At 57.1% G+C, this 17,734-nt stretch carries 15 protein-coding genes, 2 tRNA genes and 1 pseudogene; 15 read left to right on the forward strand and 3 right to left on the reverse strand.

What is annotated here, in order from left to right; translation table 11 throughout:
* Together B7L15_RS17200 and B7L15_RS17205 are read right to left on the reverse strand one after the other, a co-directional pair.
* A pseudogene (locus B7L15_RS17200) lies at positions 1 to 224 on the reverse strand (iron ABC transporter permease); the annotation flags it as partial.
* Positions 214 to 1,344 (reverse strand): ABC transporter substrate-binding protein, encoded by a 1,131-nt coding sequence (locus B7L15_RS17205; RefSeq protein WP_085920148.1) that lies wholly within the window; start codon positions 1,342 to 1,344, stop codon positions 214 to 216. The gene B7L15_RS17205 and the pseudogene B7L15_RS17200, both read right to left, overlap by 11 nt.
* Positions 1,345 to 1,601: 257 nt before the next feature.
* On the opposite strand from B7L15_RS17205, the gene B7L15_RS17210 reads away from it, so the two are divergent.
* The 5 genes from B7L15_RS17210 (at position 1,602) to greA (ending at position 8,086) form a co-directional block, all read left to right on the forward strand.
* Positions 1,602 to 1,883: a DUF2218 domain-containing protein gene (locus B7L15_RS17210; protein ID WP_085920149.1), complete on the forward strand. Its 282-nt coding sequence runs from the start codon at positions 1,602 to 1,604 to the stop codon at positions 1,881 to 1,883.
* A 98-nt stretch (positions 1,884 to 1,981) separates the two neighbouring features.
* Positions 1,982 to 2,788: a 4-hydroxy-tetrahydrodipicolinate reductase gene (dapB, locus tag B7L15_RS17215; RefSeq protein WP_085920150.1), complete on the forward strand. Its 807-nt coding sequence runs from the start codon at positions 1,982 to 1,984 to the stop codon at positions 2,786 to 2,788.
* A 377-nt stretch (positions 2,789 to 3,165) separates the two neighbouring features.
* Entirely contained in the window at positions 3,166 to 4,311 is a 1,146-nt protein-coding gene (carA, locus tag B7L15_RS17220) for a glutamine-hydrolyzing carbamoyl-phosphate synthase small subunit (RefSeq protein ID WP_176243724.1), read from the forward strand.
* A gap of 71 nt (positions 4,312 to 4,382) precedes the next feature.
* Positions 4,383 to 7,613, forward strand: a complete 3,231-nt coding sequence (gene carB, locus B7L15_RS17225; protein WP_085920152.1) for a carbamoyl-phosphate synthase large subunit — start codon at positions 4,383 to 4,385, stop codon at positions 7,611 to 7,613.
* Positions 7,610 to 8,086 (forward strand): transcription elongation factor GreA, encoded by a 477-nt coding sequence (gene greA, locus B7L15_RS17230; protein WP_085920153.1) that lies wholly within the window; start codon positions 7,610 to 7,612, stop codon positions 8,084 to 8,086. Before carB ends, greA begins: the two co-directional genes overlap by 4 nt.
* Before the next feature lie 118 nt (positions 8,087 to 8,204).
* Here the strand turns inward: greA and yhbY are convergent, their stop codons facing one another.
* Positions 8,205 to 8,531, reverse strand: coding sequence for a ribosome assembly RNA-binding protein YhbY (yhbY, locus tag B7L15_RS17235; RefSeq protein ID WP_085920154.1), 327 nt, complete (start codon positions 8,529 to 8,531; stop codon positions 8,205 to 8,207).
* Between the two features lie 115 nt (positions 8,532 to 8,646).
* Between yhbY and rlmE the strand changes: the two genes are divergently transcribed.
* The 10 genes from rlmE to nusA all read left to right on the forward strand — a co-directional run bounded on the left by rlmE (position 8,647) and on the right by nusA (position 17,722).
* A complete protein-coding gene (rlmE, locus tag B7L15_RS17240) occupies positions 8,647 to 9,297 on the forward strand; it encodes a 23S rRNA (uridine(2552)-2'-O)-methyltransferase RlmE (protein WP_085920155.1) in 651 nt (216 codons plus the stop codon).
* Positions 9,298 to 9,499: 202 nt separating this feature from the next.
* The gene (ftsH, locus tag B7L15_RS17245; protein ID WP_085920156.1) at positions 9,500 to 11,500 is read left to right on the forward strand and encodes an ATP-dependent zinc metalloprotease FtsH; all 2,001 of its coding nucleotides are present in this window, start codon (positions 9,500 to 9,502) and stop codon (positions 11,498 to 11,500) included.
* Positions 11,501 to 11,608: 108 nt separating this feature from the next.
* Positions 11,609 to 12,526 (forward strand): dihydropteroate synthase, encoded by a 918-nt coding sequence (folP, locus tag B7L15_RS17250; protein ID WP_085920181.1) that lies wholly within the window; start codon positions 11,609 to 11,611, stop codon positions 12,524 to 12,526.
* Complete coding sequence (gene glmM / locus B7L15_RS17255; RefSeq protein ID WP_085920157.1) at positions 12,523 to 13,872, forward strand: phosphoglucosamine mutase; 1,350 nt, start codon at positions 12,523 to 12,525, stop codon at positions 13,870 to 13,872. Before folP ends, glmM begins: the two co-directional genes overlap by 4 nt.
* 78 nt (positions 13,873 to 13,950) lie before the next feature.
* The gene (gene tpiA / locus B7L15_RS17260; protein WP_085920158.1) at positions 13,951 to 14,700 is read left to right on the forward strand and encodes a triose-phosphate isomerase; all 750 of its coding nucleotides are present in this window, start codon (positions 13,951 to 13,953) and stop codon (positions 14,698 to 14,700) included.
* Between the two features lie 4 nt (positions 14,701 to 14,704).
* Positions 14,705 to 15,064, forward strand: a complete 360-nt coding sequence (secG, locus tag B7L15_RS17265; RefSeq protein WP_066316119.1) for a preprotein translocase subunit SecG — start codon at positions 14,705 to 14,707, stop codon at positions 15,062 to 15,064.
* 34 nt (positions 15,065 to 15,098) lie between these two features.
* Positions 15,099 to 15,185: transfer RNA gene (locus B7L15_RS17270), tRNA-Leu, on the forward strand.
* Positions 15,186 to 15,306: 121 nt separating this feature from the next.
* Positions 15,307 to 15,383, forward strand: a tRNA-Met gene (locus B7L15_RS17275).
* A gap of 290 nt (positions 15,384 to 15,673) precedes the next feature.
* The gene (gene rimP / locus B7L15_RS17280; protein WP_085920182.1) at positions 15,674 to 16,135 is read left to right on the forward strand and encodes a ribosome maturation factor RimP; all 462 of its coding nucleotides are present in this window, start codon (positions 15,674 to 15,676) and stop codon (positions 16,133 to 16,135) included.
* Positions 16,136 to 16,207: 72 nt separating this feature from the next.
* The gene (gene nusA, locus B7L15_RS17285; RefSeq protein ID WP_085920159.1) at positions 16,208 to 17,722 is read left to right on the forward strand and encodes a transcription termination factor NusA; all 1,515 of its coding nucleotides are present in this window, start codon (positions 16,208 to 16,210) and stop codon (positions 17,720 to 17,722) included.
* Positions 17,723 to 17,734: the final 12 nt, after the last annotated feature.

Here is a 17,734-nt window from a genome sequence, read left to right on the forward strand (position 1 = left end):
ACCCGGGCCTGCTGGCTGACGCTGTCGGGGGTGAACAGCGCGGCCATGACCTCGCCCAGGCTATAGCGCGCAGGGCCGAGGGCAAGATCGACGCACAGGCTGAAGAAGAGCGCGACGACCAGCGCCGCCAGAATCATCTGGCGGCGAAACACTTGGCTGCGATAAAAGGCGCGCCCCTGTGAATCCTGCGCGTTGGGCGTTGTCGCGATGCTCTCAGTCGTCATTCAAGGATAACCAGTAGCCGGGTTCATAATCGATGGGTAAAAAGCGATCGTGCAGTTCCGCCATGGTGGCTTCCGGGTCCAGGTCCGCAAACAGGTCGGGGTGCAGCCATTTCGCCAATCGCTGGATAGCGACAAAATAGTAGGGGCTGTTATAGAACTGGTGCCAAATGGCGTGGACATTATCTGACTCGACCGCCTGAATACCGGTCATGGCGGTGCGTTCGGTGAGGGCCTCGAGCTTGGCCTGCGCCTTCTCCATGTCAGCGCCAGGCCCGACGCCGACCCAGTCGCCGCCTGGCACGTAGGCATCCCAACTGCCGCCAGTCACTACCATGTGGTCTGGGTCAGCAGCGATAATCTGCTCGGGATTCAAGGTGCCGAAGGTGTTGGGGATAATGTCCGCGGCAATGTTGGTGCCACCGGCCAGGGCGACGTATTCGCCAAAGTTGGCAGGGCCAAAGCTCATGCAGCATTCGTCTGAGTAGCCGCCCGCTCGGTCAATAAAGACGCTGGGTCGCTCGGGGTCGGCCTGCTCGATGACATCCGTGACCCGTGCAAGCTGTTCCTCGGCGAAGGTGATGAACTCTTCGGCGGCGGCTTCATCGCCCAACAGCTTGCCGATGATTCGCATAGAAGGAATGGTGTTTTTGATGGGGTCTTCGCGGAAATCCACATAGACGATAGGGATGTCCAGCTCGGCCAGTTTGTCGTCGTAGCCAGCATCCTCGGTGGCGGTTTTGGCTTCAATGTTCATCATCACCACGTCGGGGGTAAGCGATGCAGCCTGTTCAACATCGAAGGTGCCGTCTTTAAAGCCGCCAAAAGTCGGGATCGCTTCAATCTCAGGAAAACGCTCAAGATAGCGTGCGTAGTTGTCGGGGTCAGCTTGGGAAAAATCCTCGCGCCAGCCCACTACATGCGCAAAGGGGTCCTCCGGTTCCAGTATGCCCACCAAATAGATTTGCCTGCCTTCGCCTAGAATAACCCGCTCGGCCGGCGCTTCTAGGGTGACGTTGCGACCGGCAACATCGGTCACGGTAATCTCGTCAGCTGAAGCGACGCAGCTCAATGCAGACAGTGCACCAAACAGCCATTTTGAAAAGTGGGTAGCTATACGCATTTTTATTACCAGTCGATAAAGTGAGCCAGTGGGGGGAGTCGCAATGCTCGCCAACGGAGCGTGAATGATTCAACTATGTCCTGCGTTTAATTCCTATTTGCAACAGAGATCATTATCGTGGAAACGACCCTGGCTGTCGAGAGGGGTAACCCCGTAAACGCCGCGTCACGCCAAGGGTGAAAACGCTGCTTGGCACTTATGGCTGCGCGGATTAGGCTAGTAGGTACTCACTTGCCACTTCTTTTGGAGAAAGCAGCATGCCGCTATCTCGTGCTGAAATCGCGACGCCCTCTGGCGAGCGCTTAATGAATCGCTTGTGCAAGCACTGGGCGCACGAGCTTGAGGTTGAGCACTCTGATCAAGAGGCAAAAATCGTTTTTGGTTCCGGTACTTGCCTGATGAGGGCCGATGACGAAACCTTGATAGTGGCGCTCGAGACACTGGAGGAAGGCCATCTGGACGAATTGGAAGGAGTAGTGGAGCGGCACCTGGTGCGTATGGCCGGTGATGAAGCGCTGGTCATCATTTGGGAAAATTGAGCGAGACCCGACGTCGAACAGGATAGTGGGTCTGTTATAATCACTTTCTTTTATTTCCTCTATGTTGATGCACTAGACCACTTAGCGCAGGAGTTTCCATGACCCGAGTTGCCATTGTTGGCGTCGCTGGCCGGATGGGCCGCACACTGGTAAACGCTGTTGAACAGGAGGCAGACGCCACGCTGGCCGGTGGCATTGTCGAGCCTGGCAGTTCCCTGGCCGGTGCGGATATTGGCGAACTGGCAGGTGTTGGCAAGCGTGGTGTGAAGGCGGTGGATTCGCTGGAGGCCATCGTGGACGATTTCGATGTGCTGATCGATTTCACTGCGCCGCAGGTAACCCTGGCTAACCTGGCGTTCTGTGCCAAGCATGGCAAGCGTATCGTGATTGGCACCACGGGCATGAACGATGATCAACTGGCCCAGTTGGATAGCTACCGTGATGACGTCGCGATGGTGTTTGCACCCAATATGAGCGTGGGGGTCAACCTTACCCTGAAACTATTGGAAACCGCCGCCAAAGCGCTGGGCGATGAAGGCTACGATATTGAAGTTATCGAGTCCCACCATCGTCACAAGGTGGATTCGCCGTCGGGCACCGCGATCAAGATGGGCGAAGTGGTCGCGAAAAGCCTGGACCGCACGCTGAAAGAGCACGGCGTGTTCGAGCGGGTGGGGCAGTGCGGCCCGCGCACCGATAAAGAAATCGGCTTTGCCACCGTTCGCGCGGGCGATATCGTCGGTGAGCATACGGTGATGTTCGCCACCGAAGGCGAGCGCATCGAAATCACCCACAAGGCCTCCAGCCGCATGACCTTTGCCAAAGGCGCGGTGCGCGCGGCGCGCTGGGTCGCGGGTAAGGAGAGCGGCCGCTACGATATGCAGGATGTGCTGGCGTTGAAATAGATAAAGGGCGCGTCTGCGATATGACAGTTCGGTCTCTAGGGGGTAGTCTTGGGTCAGAAATTCCTGTAACATTCCAAAAATTTTGGCCGAGTGGCTGCCTACAGGCAGCGAAATGTCTGCAGCGAAAGCACCGCGCTTGTTGCACTGGCCTCAGGTTAGAGAGAAATAGCTAATCGCTGCGCCATGACGGTTAGCCATGGATGAGAACAACAAGCGGGATGAAACCGATTTTTAATCGGCGTCATCCCGCTTTTTTACGGCCCCAGTTTAATGAAGATAGTTTCACTAATGAGCGTCGTGAATAACGAAGAAATTGCTGAGCCTGCGCCCACAGGCTCCCATCAGCCTGGGAGGATCTTGTTTTGAATAACACCGCATTGAGCAAACCCGCAATATTGGCTCTGGAGGATGGCAGTGTCTTCCACGGAACCGCCATTGGCGCGGATGGCGCCACAAGCGGTGAGGTGGTATTCAATACAGCCATGACCGGCTACCAGGAAATCCTCACCGACCCTTCCTATACCCGCCAGATCGTTACCCTCACGTATCCCCATATCGGCAATACCGGCACTAACAGTGAAGACGTGGAATCTGCCTCGATTGCCGCTGCTGGGCTGGTGATTCGCGACCTCCCGCTGCTGGCCAGCAATTTCCGTTCCGAGCAGACGCTTTCAGACTACCTGAAAAGCCAGAACGTGCTGGGGATTGCCGACATCGATACCCGTCGCCTGACGCGCATTTTGCGTGATAAGGGGGCTCAGAACGGGGCGATTCTGGCAGGCGCTGATGCAGAAGGCGACGATGCGGTGGAACGAGCGCTGGAAGCCGCCCGCGCGTTTCCGGGGTTGAAGGGCATGGATCTGGCCAAAGAGGTGTCCTGTAAGGCGGTCTATGAGTGGTCGGAAGGCGAGTGGGCGCTAGGTGAAGGTTATGCAGATGCGACGCAAGGTGAGCGCCCCTACCATGTAGTGGCGTATGACTACGGTGTGAAATTCAACATTCTGCGCATGCTGGCGTCACGCGGCTGTCGTCTGACGGTGGTGCCAGCGCAAACCAGCGCCGCCGATGTGTTGGCAATGAAACCCGATGGCGTCTTTTTGGCCAACGGCCCCGGCGACCCGGAACCCTGCGACTATGCCATCAAAGCGATCCAGGACGTACTGGAAACCGATACGCCGGTGTTTGGTATTTGCCTGGGTCACCAGCTGTTGGCGCTCGCCTCGGGGGCAAAAACCATCAAGATGAGCCACGGCCATCACGGTGCCAACCATCCCGTGCAGGATCTGGATACCGGCACGGTGATGATCACCAGTCAGAACCACGGTTTTGCGGCGGACGAAGATAGCTTGCCCGCTAACCTGCGTGCTACGCACCGTTCACTGTTCGACGGCACCTTGCAGGGGGTTGAGCGCACCGATCGTCCGGCCTTCAGCTTCCAGGGGCACCCGGAGGCCAGTCCTGGCCCCCGCGACGTGGCGCCGTTGTTTGATCGCTTCATCGCCATGATGCAGGCGCGACGCTAACGCAATCGTTTGTTGCCGCCATTTATCGCCGTCTTTTGTCGTCCATCGTCACCATTTTTGCGGGAACCGTTATGCCCAAGCGTACCGATATCAACAGCATACTTATCATTGGCGCTGGCCCGATCGTTATCGGCCAGGCCTGCGAATTCGACTACTCCGGTGCCCAGGCGTGCAAGGCGCTACGTGAGGAAGGCTTCCGGGTGATTCTGGTCAACTCCAACCCGGCGACCATCATGACCGACCCGGTCATGGCCGATGCCACCTACATCGAGCCAATCACCTGGCAGGCGGTTGAAAAAATTATTGAAGCCGAGCAGCCGGATGCCGTTCTGCCCACCATGGGGGGGCAGACCGCGCTGAACTGTGCCCTCGATCTGGAAAAGCACGGTGTGCTGGCAAAGCACGGCGTCGAGATGATCGGCGCTAACGCCGATGCGATCAACATGGCCGAAGACCGTGACCTGTTCGATCAGGCCATGAAGCGGATCGGTCTGGAATGCCCGAAAGCGAAAGTCGCCCATACCATGGAAGAAGCCTGGGAGATCCAGGCCGAGCTCGGCTTCCCGACGATTATTCGCCCTTCCTATACCATGGGCGGCTCCGGCGGCGGCGTGGCGTACAACAAGGAAGAGTTCGAAGAGATCTGTATCCGCGGGTTTGAGCTTTCCAACAACCACGAGCTGTTGATCGACGAGTCGCTGCTGGGTTGGAAAGAGTACGAGATGGAAGTTGTGCGTGACAAAAACGACAACTGCATCATCGTCTGCGCGATCGAAAATTTCGACCCCATGGGGGTGCATACCGGCGACTCCATCACCGTGGCGCCGGCGCAAACGCTGACCGATAAAGAGTATCAGATCATGCGTGACGCCAGCCTCGCGGTCCTGCGCGAGATTGGCGTGGAAACCGGTGGCTCCAACGTCCAGTTCGGTATGGACCCCAAGACCGGCCGCCTGGTGGTGATCGAGATGAACCCGCGGGTGTCGCGTTCCTCGGCGCTGGCCTCAAAAGCCACTGGCTTTCCGATTGCCAAGATCGCCGCCAAGCTGGCGGTGGGTTATACCCTGGATGAGCTGCAAAACGATATTACCGGTGGGCGTACACCGGCGTCGTTCGAGCCGTCTATCGATTACGTGGTGACCAAGATTCCACGTTTCACCTTCGAGAAATTCCCGCAGGCCAACGACCGCCTGACCACCCAGATGAAATCGGTGGGCGAAGTGATGGCGATCGGCCGTACCTTCCAGGAGTCGCTGCAAAAAGCGTTGCGCGGCATGGAAACCGGTAACGACGGCCTTGATCCCATCATTACCGATTTCACGTCTGACAATATGGCGGTGATTCAAGGCGAGCTTCAGGCCGCCGGTGCCGAGCGCATCTTCTTTGTCGCTGACGCCCTGCGTGCCGGGATGAGCGTCGAGGAGGTGTTTGCGCTCACCAATATCGACCGCTGGTTCCTGGTGCAGTTGGAAGATCTCGTGCTGAGCGAAGCCGCTGTGCAACGGCGTTCTCTTAGCGAGCTTTCCGCCCGTGAGCTTTACCAGCTCAAGCGTAAGGGCTTCTCGGATGCCCGGTTGGCCAAGCTGTTGGGCGTGGCAGAGAAAGATTTCCGCAAAACGCGCCAGGCCGCCGGCATTCGCCCGGTCTACAAGCGGGTGGATACCTGTGCGGCGGAGTTCGCCTCGGATACCGCCTACATGTACTCCACCTACGAAGAAGAGTGCGAAGCAGACGTCTCTGACCGTCAGAAAATCATGGTGCTGGGCGGCGGCCCCAACCGGATTGGTCAAGGGATTGAGTTCGACTACTGCTGTGTGCACGCGGCGTTTGCCATGCACGACGATGGCTATGAAACCATCATGGTCAACTGCAATCCGGAAACCGTCTCGACCGACTACGATACCTCTGACCGGCTATATTTTGAGCCAGTGACACTGGAAGACGTGCTCGAAATCGCCGACAAAGAGAAGCCGGTGGGCGTGATCGTCCAGTTCGGTGGCCAAACCCCATTGAAGCTCGCCCGCGAGCTTGAAGCCGCTGGTGTGCCGATTATCGGCACCACGCCGGACGCCATCGACCGCGCCGAAGACCGCGAGCGTTTCCAGCAGATGATCGACAAGCTGGGCCTCAAACAGCCGCCCAACGCCACTGCGCGCAGCTTTGACGAAGCCTTTTCCAAAGCTGATGCCATTGGCTATCCGTTGGTGGTGCGGCCCAGTTACGTCCTCGGCGGTCGGGCGATGGAAATCGTCTACGATGCTTCCGAGCTCGAGAACTACATGACCAACGCGGTGAAAGTCTCCAACGACTCACCGGTCCTGTTGGATCACTTTTTGAGCGCGGCGATCGAGATCGATATCGATGCGGTTTCCGACGGTCAGCAGGTAGTGATTGGCGGTATCATGCAACACGTGGAGCAAGCGGGCGTTCACTCCGGCGACTCGGCCTGTTCGTTGCCGCCTTACTCGCTACCCGCCGCCGTGCAGGATGAAATGCGCGATCAGGTCAAGCAGATGGCCGTGGAGCTGGGCGTCAAGGGCCTGATGAACGTCCAGCTTGCCTGGCAGGACGGCGAGATCTACGTGATCGAGGTCAATCCGCGTGCATCGCGTACCGTGCCGTTTGTCTCCAAGTGCATTGGTACCTCGCTGGCCCAGGTCGCGGCGCGCTGCATGGCCGGTCAGACCCTTGCTGAGCAGGGCTTCGATCATGAAATCGTGCCGCACTTCTATAGTGTTAAAGAGGCGGTTTTCCCGTTCAATAAATTCCCCGGTGTCGATCCGATTCTGTCGCCGGAAATGAAGTCCACCGGCGAAGTAATGGGGTCGGGCGAGACCTTTGCTGAAGCCTTCTTCAAAGCGCAACTGGGGGCGGGGGAGGCGATTCCTGCGCTCACCGGCGAGCGCAAGGCATTTCTGTCCGTACGTGAGCCGGACAAGCAGGGGATTATCGAAGTGGCTCGTTCTCTGCTAACATTGGGCTTTACTCTCTGTGCAACGCGTGGCACGGCAGCTGCCCTGGAAGCGGCTGGTCTGTCAGTGGAGCACGTCAATAAAGTCTACGAAGGTCGTCCCCACATCGTCGATCTGTTGAAGAACGACGAAATCGCCTACATCGTGAACACTACCGAAGGTCGCCAGGCTATTAACGACTCTTCGGTCATTCGCCGTACTGCTCTCGCGCGCAAGGTGCCCTATGCGACCACCTTGGCGGGCGCTAATGCCGTTTGCATGGCGCTTGAGTACGGTAGGGAGATTACGGTGCGGCGCCTTCAGGATCTGCATGCAGGAGCAAGTCAATGAACAAGGTCCCGATGACGATAGCGGGCGAAAAAAGTCTTCGTGATGAACTCAATCACCTCAAGAGCGAAGCTCGTCCCCAGGTGATTGCGGCTATCGCTGAAGCGCGCGAGCACGGCGACCTTAAGGAAAACGCCGAGTATCATGCTGCGCGTGAACAGCAAGGGTTTATCGAAGGGCGTATCCAGGAAATCGAAAGCAAGCTGTCAGGCGCCCAGGTAATCGATGTCACCAAGCTGCCAAAGACCGGGAAGGTGATTTTTGGCGTGACGGTATCACTGCTCAATCTGGATACCGACGCTCAGGTGACGTACCGGATTGTGGGTGAAGACGAAGCCAATATTAAGTCAGGACTCATCTCCGTGACCTCGCCGATTGCCCGTGCACTTATCGGTAAAGAGGAAGGCGATGTGGTCGTGGTGACGACCCCGGGTGGCGACGTCGAGTACGAGATCGAGAGTGTTGAGCACCTCTGATTCAAGCTTGAGCGAAGCCTGAAACAAAACGCCCCCGCAACCATGGCTGCGGGGGCGTTTTGTCTGACGGCGGGTGCGGCATGCTGGCCTGGCGGTAGCTTCTGGCTCGTGCGAGGCGTTAGTGACGACCGTGGTGGTTTTCGAAGCGTTTGATGTTCGAAAGCTTGGGGTTCACTTGCGGATTGCGGCGATAGAGCAGCGCCATTTTGCCAATGGTCTGAACCGGCTCTGATTGGCTGTGGTTGATCAGCTCCTCGAGCATGGCGGCGCGCTCATCGCGCTCCGGTAATGCCAGCTTTACCTTGATCAGTTCGTGGTCGTTGAGCGCACGGTCGAGTTCAGCCAGTAAATTGTCGGAAACGCCGTTTTCTGAAACGGTGACGACCGGATTCAAGTGGTGACCAATGCTACGAAATGCTTTCTTTTGTGCCTGTGACAAGCTCATGGTATCTTGCGGTATCCCAGTTTGCGCTTAACGTTCCATCTTACGGTGAAACGCCACCGAGTGAAAGACATGGTGTTAAAGCGTGCCGTCGCCTCTTCCAGTGTTAGATTTTCTCATGCAGCACACGCCCCCAGGCCGTAAGCGGCCATCAAGTAAAACCAGCGCAAGCTGGATGAAAGAGCATTTTGACGATCCTTACGTCAAGCAGAGTTGGCAGGATGGCTATCGCTCGCGGGCGAGCTATAAATTGCTCGAGATTGACGAAAAGGACAAGCTGTTGCGTCCTGGGATGACCGTCATTGACCTTGGTGCTGCGCCAGGGGGGTGGAGTCAAATCGCCGCCGAGAAAGTCGGTCCGCAGGGCATGGTCATCGCTTCCGATATTCTCGATATGGATGGGCTGGCCGATGTGTCCTTTGTTCAGGGGGACTTTACCGAGGAAGCGGTGCTCAATGCGATTCTTGAGCGGTTGGAAAATCGTCCGGTAGACCTTGTGATGTCGGATATGGCCCCCAATATGAGTGGCATGGCGGCGATTGACCAGCCTCAAGCCATGTATCTGGTGGAGCTGGCGCTGGAGTTGGCGCGTGAAACGCTCTCTCCGGGTGGTCAGTTGCTGGTAAAGGTCTTTCAGGGCGAAGGCTTTGACAGTTATCTAAAAGAGCTTCGCGAAAGCTTCAAGCGGGTGGTGACACGTAAACCCGGTGCTTCTCGGGCGCGATCCCGTGAAGTCTATCTGCTGGCGGAGGGCTTTCGGGGGGCATGATCAGCGCTAGGACTATCGACAGGATTTATCACCGCGATAGCCAGACAGACAGTTGCAAAGTGTGTCATATTGAGCCTTAAAGGTGATCGTGGCACAGATGGCCCAAGGTATTAGACGCCTTGGCAATGGTTGAACCCTCGAGGCTGGTGTAAGGTCTCATTGATAGGTTTAACTGACGGATTCTTGTAATGAGGGTAGCCCCTTGAACGATATGGCAAAGAACCTGATTCTGTGGTTGGTCATCGCGGCCGTTCTACTGACAGTGTTCAATAATTTCAGTACCGAGAGCGCACCTCAGACAATGAACTACACCCAGTTCGTTGAGCAGGTGCAGGACCAGGAAGTACGCAGCGTCACTATTGATGGCTATACCATCTCCGGTGAGCGGACCGATGGTTCACAGTTTCAGACAATTCGTCCTGCGGCAGAAGATCCCAAGCTGATGGATGATCTGCTGAGCAACGACGTGACGGTTATCGGTAAAGAACCGGAGCAACAAAGTATCTGGACGCGTCTGCTGATTGCCAGCTTCCCGATTCTGCTGATCCTGGCCATTTTCATGTTTTTCATGCGCCAGATGCAGGGCGGTGCCGGCGGAGGTAAAGGCGGCCCGATGAGCTTTGGCAAGTCCAAAGCCAAGCTGCTCTCTCATGATCAGGTCAAGACGACGTTCTCGGACGTTGCCGGTTGCGATGAAGCCAAGGAAGAAGTCGAAGAGCTTGTCGACTTTTTGCGCGACCCGACCAAGTTCCAGCGCCTGGGCGGCACAATTCCGCGTGGTGTTCTGATGGTGGGGCCGCCGGGTACCGGTAAAACGCTGCTGGCGAAATCGATTGCCGGCGAAGCCAAGGTGCCGTTCTTCTCTATCTCCGGCTCTGACTTCGTTGAAATGTTTGTCGGTGTCGGCGCGTCCCGTGTACGCGATATGTTCGAGCAGGCCAAGAAGCAGGCGCCGTGCATCATCTTTATTGATGAGATTGATGCGGTAGGCCGCTCGCGTGGTGCTGGCATGGGTGGCGGTAACGACGAGCGTGAGCAGACCCTGAACCAGCTACTGGTTGAGATGGACGGCTTCGAGGCCAATGAAGGCGTCATCGTCATTGCGGCTACTAACCGTCCTGACGTGCTTGACCCCGCACTGCTGCGTCCAGGACGCTTTGATCGTCAGGTAACCGTTGCCTTGCCTGATATCCGTGGTCGTGAGCATATCCTCGGCGTGCACTTGCGCAAGGTGCCGCTGGCTGACGATGTCAAACCGCAGCTGATTGCACGCGGTACACCCGGCTTTTCGGGGGCCGATCTGGCCAACCTAGTCAACGAGGCTGCCCTCTTCGCTGCCCGTCGTAACAAGCGGCTGGTCAGTATGGAAGAGCTCGACCTGGCCAAGGACAAGATCATGATGGGCGCTGAGCGCAAATCCATGGTCATGACCGACAAGGAAAAGCTCAATACGGCTTACCACGAGTCGGGCCACGCAATTATCGGCCTGGTGGCGCCCAGCCACGACCCGGTTTATAAGGTAACGATCATTCCTCGGGGACGGGCATTGGGTGTGACCATGTTCCTCCCTGAAGAGGATCGTTACAGCCTGTCGCGTCAGCAAATTCTGAGTCAGATCTGCTCGCTGTTCGGTGGTCGTATTGCCGAGGAGATGACGCTTGGGCCTAACGGTGTCACCACCGGGGCATCCAACGATATCAAGCGCGCCACTGAGCTTGCCCATAACATGGTCGCCAAGTGGGGGCTGTCGGATGAAATGGGGCCGATCATGTATGACGAGGACGAGTCCCACCAGTTCCTCGGCGGTCCTGGCCAGGGTGGCTCCAAGATGAAGTCGGGTGAAACCACCACACGGCTCGATAAGGAAGTCCGCAAGATTATCGATGATTGCTACGAGGAGGCGCGCCGCATTCTGACCGACAATCGCGATAAACTCGACGCGATGGCGGAAGCGCTGATGAAGTACGAAACCATTGATGCCGACCAGCTAAAAGATATTATGGACGGCCGCGACCCGCGTCCGCCGGAAGGCTGGAATGACGGCGATTCATCCGGTGGTGGGACGCCTGCATCAAGCGATCAGTCCAGCGCGTCCCCCAGCGATACGCGTAATGGTGATGAGGCAAGTGGCGATGGTGATTCAGATGACGAAGAGCCTAGCCGTCGACCCTCTGACCCCCTAGGTGGCCCTGCCGGTCCTTAGGCTCCAAGTCCGGTCATTGAGCTAACATTAAGGCGTCCCCAAACGGGACGCCTTTTTGTTATGCTGTGCACCTATAATACCGATATGTTTTTTCGACCAGGCGACAGCATGACTTCTACGGCACGTCCCACCCCGTCGGCTCCGCAGGCGCAGCTTTCAGCGCAATTGCGTTGTGGCCGGCATTTACTTGACCTTTCCTTTCCTCGCGTCATGGGCGTTTTGAACGTCACGCCGGATTCGTTCTCTGACGGTGGCCAGCACGTGGCATTGGACGATGCGTTACGCCGCGCCGAGCAAATGCTGGCGGAAGGCGCCGCCATGATTGATGTGGGGGGTGAATCGACTCGCCCTGGTGCCTCCCCCGTCGGCGAGCAGCAGGAGCTTGATCGTGTTGCGCCGGTCGTGGAAGCACTGGTACGCGAGCTGGATGCGCTTGTTTCGGTGGACACCAGTTGCCCTGCCGTGATGCACGAGGCGAGCACGCTGGGGGCCGGCATGATCAATGACGTGCGGGCACTTGAGCGGGATGGGGCCTTGGCAGCCGCCACGGGCAGCGGATTGCCGGTGTGCTTGATGCACCGTCAGGGTGAGCCGCAGGATATGCAGCAGGCACCTGCCTATACTCAACCCATCGAAGAAGTGGTGGTCGACTATCTGGCGGCCCGAGTTGCCGAGTGCGAAGCCGCAGGGCTGCGCCGTCATCGTCTGCTCGTGGATCCGGGGTTTGGCTTTGGCAAGACGGTTGAGCACAATTTGCGCTTGCTGAATCGCATGGATGCCCTTCGATCATTAGGTCTGCCGGTGCTCGTCGGCATGTCACGCAAGAGCATGATCGGTAAAGTGTTGGGTCGACCCATAGACGAACGGCTGCCAGGCGGGCTTGCGTTGGCGGCCATGGCGGTTGAACGCGGGGCGAGTATCGTTCGCGTCCATGATGTGGGGCCGACGGTCGACGCCATCAATATGGCGTGGGCTGTGTGTCAGGAAGGCTGTGAGGCCGCTACCAAGAAGGAGAATAACGCATGACAAGACGCTATTTTGGCACGGACGGTATTCGCGGAACGGTCGGTCAGTCACCCATTACCGCCGATTTTATGCTCAAGCTGGGCTGGGCCGCGGGGCAGGTCTTACGCCGGGAGAAAGGTCGCACCCGGGTGTTGATCGGCAAGGATACCCGTATCTCTGGTTACATGTTCGAGTCTGCGCTTGAATCGGGGCTGTCTGCAGCGGGCGCCGATGTGGCGCTGCTGGGGCCAATGCCTACCCCCGGTATTGCCTATTTGACGCGCACCTTTCGGGCCGATGCCGGGATCGTGATTTCAGCCTCCCACAATCCATTCGACGATAACGGCATCAAGTTTTTTTCGGCGGAGGGTAAGAAACTCCCGGACGCTATTGAAGACCAAATCGAGACCATGCTGGATGCGCCGTTAACCACCGCAGGGGCCGCCCAACTGGGCAAAGCCATGCGGATTGATGATGCGGCCGGTCGCTATATCGAGTTTTGCAAATCGACCCTGCCGGATCGCCTCAGCCTGCATGGCTTGACCATTGTGCTCGACTGCGCTCATGGTGCCACTTATCACATCGCGCCGAGTGTGTTTCGCGAACTGGGGGCCGAGGTCAGCATCATTGGCGGGACGCCAGATGGTTTGAATATCAACCAGAACGTGGGCTCGACGCACCCGGCAGCGTTGCGCGCGGCGGTTATCCAGCAAGGCGCCGACCTGGGGATCGCCTTTGACGGCGACGGCGATCGTGTATTACTGGTCGATTCCGATGGTCGTGAAGTCGACGGCGACGATATTCTTTATCTGATTGCCCGGGATCGTCACGAGCGTGGTTTGCTGGATGGCGGTGTGGTAGGGACGCTCATGAGTAACTTGGGGCTGGCGATGGCGCTGGAAAAAATGGGTATTCCGTTTGAGCGCGCCAAGGTCGGTGACCGTTTCGTGATGGAGCGTATGGCGGCCAATCAGTGGGAGTTGGGTGGCGAATCGTCGGGCCATATCTTGTGCAGCCATGTCCAGACCACCGGAGACGGCATCGTGTCAGCGTTGCAGGTGTTGGCGCTGATGATGCGTGAGCAGCAACCGCTCCCCGCCTTGTTAAGAGGGTTGGAAAAAGTCCCGCAGGCGCTGGTGAACGTCAGGTTGCCTGCAGGGACAAATGCCAAGGACGTGATGGCCTCGGAGCCGCTTCAGAAGGCAGTGTCCGCTCTCGAAAAGGAGTTGGGTGATGAAGGTCGTGTATTGCTCAGGGCCTCGGGCACTGAGCCGTTAATTCGTGTCATGGTGGAGGGGCGCGCGCATCTGGATGTCGATAAGTTGGCCAATCGTTTGGCTGAACAGGTGCAAGCGCTGCTTAAATAGCCTCTGCTGACAACAGCGGTTGTCTTGACAAGTCCGCTCCTATACCATTTCGCTCCACCTTGAGTGTGAGGAGATTCCATGCGTAGGCCATTAATTGCCGGTAACTGGAAAATGAACGGTTCGACGGCTCTGGTGAAAGCGTTTGGCGATGCTTTTGCGGCCGCCAAATTGCCTGCTGGCGTTGATGTGGTCGTTATTCCGCCTTTTCCTTATCTGGAGATGGCGCGGCAGGCCTTCAAAAAGACGTCGCTAAAACTGGGTGCGCAGACGCTCAATCCTCAGTCCTCAGGCGCTCATACCGGCGAAGTCAGTGGCAGTATGCTTCAGGAGTTTGATGTCGCCTACGTACTGGCTGGCCATTCAGAGCGGCGTCAGCTTTATCAGGAAAATGACGAGCAGGTATTTGATCGTCTGATGGCAGCCCTGGCGTCAGGACTTACCCCGATTCTCTGTGTCGGGGAAACCCTGGAAGAGCGCGATGCGGATCGCACCATGGATGTCGTGCTGCGCCAGGTCGGGTACGTAATGTCTCGCCTGGAGCCCGCTCAGCGTTCTGAGGTGGTCATCGCCTATGAGCCGGTTTGGGCGATTGGCACAGGACGAACAGCAACGCCTGAACAAGCTCAAGAGGTAATGGCCGGTATTCGGTCTTACCAGGCGTCCTTCGACGCGGTGCTTGCCGAACAGCTCAAGCTGTTGTACGGCGGCAGCATGAATGCAAGCAATGCGGCTGAGCTGCTTGCTCAGCCGGACATCGACGGCGGTTTGGTGGGCGGTGCTTCGCTCAAAACCGACGAATTTTACGCCATTTGTCAGTCAGCAGGATAACGCCATGCAAGTTGCAATTCTAATGGTCCACGTGGTGATTGCGATCGCCCTGGTTGTGCTCATCCTGCTTCAGCAGGGTAAAGGTGCCGAAGCAGGTGCCGCCTTTGGTGGCGGTGCGTCGCAAACGGTATTTGGTTCACGCGGCAGCGGTAATTTTCTGTCTCGTTTCACGGCCATCCTTGCCGCAGGCTTTTTCGTCACATCGATGGCGCTGGCTTACTTTGCCACTCAGGCAGGGCAGGCACCGGAAGCAGGTATTCCTGATGCCAACCTGATCGAGCAACAGCAAAGTGCACCAATGCTTGACGAAGGTGACGAAAGTGCGGATAATGCCGCGCCAGTGCTAGAGGAAAGCAGCGAGTAACTGATTGATGTTGCTTCCTTGAGCCTCCCCTGATGCCGAAGTGGTGGAATTGGTAGACACGCTATCTTGAGGGGGTAGTGACCTTACGGTCGTGCGGGTTCAAGTCCCGCCTTCGGCACCATCTGTTGCGCTGGTTCTCCAGCTCCCCAGACGTAATAAACGCTACTTGGTTGGAGCGTGTAAGGGTAAAAGACAGCTTGACGAAATAAGCTTGAGCGTCTATTATCTGCGACCTAGATTGATGCGGGGTGGAGCAGTCTGGTAGCTCGTCGGGCTCATAACCCGAAGGTCATCGGTTCAAATCCGGTCCCCGCTACCACTTTCTGGCGATAAGCAAACATGTGCGAGCGTTTCATGTCATAAGAGGCGGCGCCATCGTTAAGGGCTTTCCCAATGCTTACCGTCATGTTGGTGTAACAGGTTTCTTTCAAAAAGCCCCTTCCTGTGAAGGGGCTTTTTGTTAGCAGCTTTTCGTTAACAAGCGTGTCTCAAGGGCGGATGCCCATCGGCTTGCCGGAGGCACATTTCCGGGTAACGCCAATCAGCCACCTAGCTTTTCATATGTCTCCTGGCCAGGTGCCTGATGCAACGGCTATAGGAGCAATGTCTGTGGCCACAAAACATGCGGCGCTGCACGCGCTGATAGAACCTGTTGTTGCTGCCATGGGCTTTGAACTATGGGGCATCGACCATCTTTCGCAGGGTAAGCATTCGCGGTTGGTGATTTATATCGAACGCGAAAGCGGCGTCAATGTTGAAGACTGCGCCGATATCAGTCGTCAAGTCAGTGCGATATTAGACGTCGAAGATCCTATTCCGGGGGAGTATCGGCTCGAAGTGTCTTCGCCGGGCATGGCACGCCCGCTGTATACCCTGGATCATTTTTCCCGTTTTCAAGGTCATCATGTCGCATTAAAACTGCGCGCCCCTTTTGACGGGCGTCGCAAGTTCCAAGGATTGCTGGCAGGTGTCGAGGGCGACGAAATACTGCTGCAGATGGATGGCGAAGAGTATTGTTTTCCCATAGAAGGCATTGATTCTGCGCACATTGTACCGCAGTTTGACGATTAACCAGGTGGCGTGGTGGCCGGCAGGCAGCTGGCACGATGCACATAAGGACAGGTTTTCTGGCGAGGCAAACGCATGAGTAAAGAAATATTAATGGTCGTTGACGCGATCTCTAACGAAAAAGGTGTTCCCCGCGACGTTATTTTTGAAGCGGTGGAATCTGCTCTTGCGAGCGCGTCACGCAAGCGTTTTGACAATGAAGAAGCCAGCGTGCGGGTGCACATTGACCGCCGTACGGGGGATTACGAGACGTTTCGCTACTGGACGGTGGTCGAGGACGACGAATTCGAAACGCCAGACTACGAAATTAAGCAGACCATCGCTGAACAGCGCGATCCGCCGCTGAAGCTGGGCGATGTCGTCGAGCAGAAAATCGAAAACGCCGTGTTTGGTCGTATTGCTGCACAAACGGCCAAGCAAGTCATCGTGCAAAAAGTGCGCGAAGCCGAGCGTGCCGAGGTCGTACGTCAATACACCGACCGTGAAGGGGAGTTGGTCGCCGGTATTGTCAAAAAGACCACGCGCGACGGCTTGATCATTGACCTGGGCGACAATGCAGAAGCGTTTCTGCCGCGCAACGAAATGATCCACGGTGAGCGCTACCGCATGAACGAGCGTGTGCGCGCGCTGCTGGTCAAGGTGGATCCAGACGCCCGCGGTGCCCAGCTACAGCTATCGCGCACCTGCCCCGAGTTGATTATCGAGCTGTTCAAGATTGAAGTGCCGGAAATCGCCGAGCAGCTAATCGAGATCAAAGGGGCGGCAAGGGATCCCGGTTCACGCGCCAAGATTGCCGTGAAGACCAATGACCGTCGTATTGACCCAGTCGGTGCCTGTGTCGGCATGCGTGGCTCTCGCGTTCAAGCAGTATCGACCGAGCTACAAAACGAACGTGTCGATATCGTGCTATGGGATGACAATCCAGCACAGTTGGTGATTAATGCCATGGCACCCGCCGACGTGGCGTCTATCCTTGTTGACGAAGATGCCCATGCGATGGACGTTGCCGTTGCCCAGGACAACCTGGCCCAGGCCATAGGCCGAAGCGGCCAGAATGTGCGTCTGGCTTCTGATCTGACCGGATGGCGCATTAACGTCATGACCGAAGATGAAGCGGAAGCCAAGCGCGACCAGGAAATTGATAGTCTGGTAGATTCTTTCGTCAGCCATCTCCAGGTCGATGAAGATGTTGCCCGCCTGTTAGTGGAAGAAGGGTTCACAACCCTTGAAGAAGTCGCCTATGTGCCGCTTGAAGAGATGCTTGAAATCGAAGAATTCGACGAGGATCTGGTTGAAGAGCTGCGTGCACGAGCGAAAGACGAGCTGCTGACGATGGCCATTGCCTCGGAAGAAGCGTTAGACGGTGCCCAGCCGGCAGACGATCTGCTGGCGATGGACGGCATGGAGCGCCATCTGGCCTTCATTTTTGCCAGCCGCGGCATTGTTACCATGGAAGATCTCGCCGAGCAGTCTGTTGACGATCTGGTCGATATCGAGGAGTTGGACGAAGCGCGCGCAGCGGCACTGATCATGACTGCCCGTGCGCCCTGGTTTGAAGACGATGACGCGTCGGATTCAAACACACAGTAAACAGGTCACGGG

It is taken from the genome of Halomonas sp. CSM-2 (assembly GCF_002119345.1).
GTDB classification, from domain to species: domain Bacteria; phylum Pseudomonadota; class Gammaproteobacteria; order Pseudomonadales; family Halomonadaceae; genus Vreelandella; species Vreelandella janggokensis.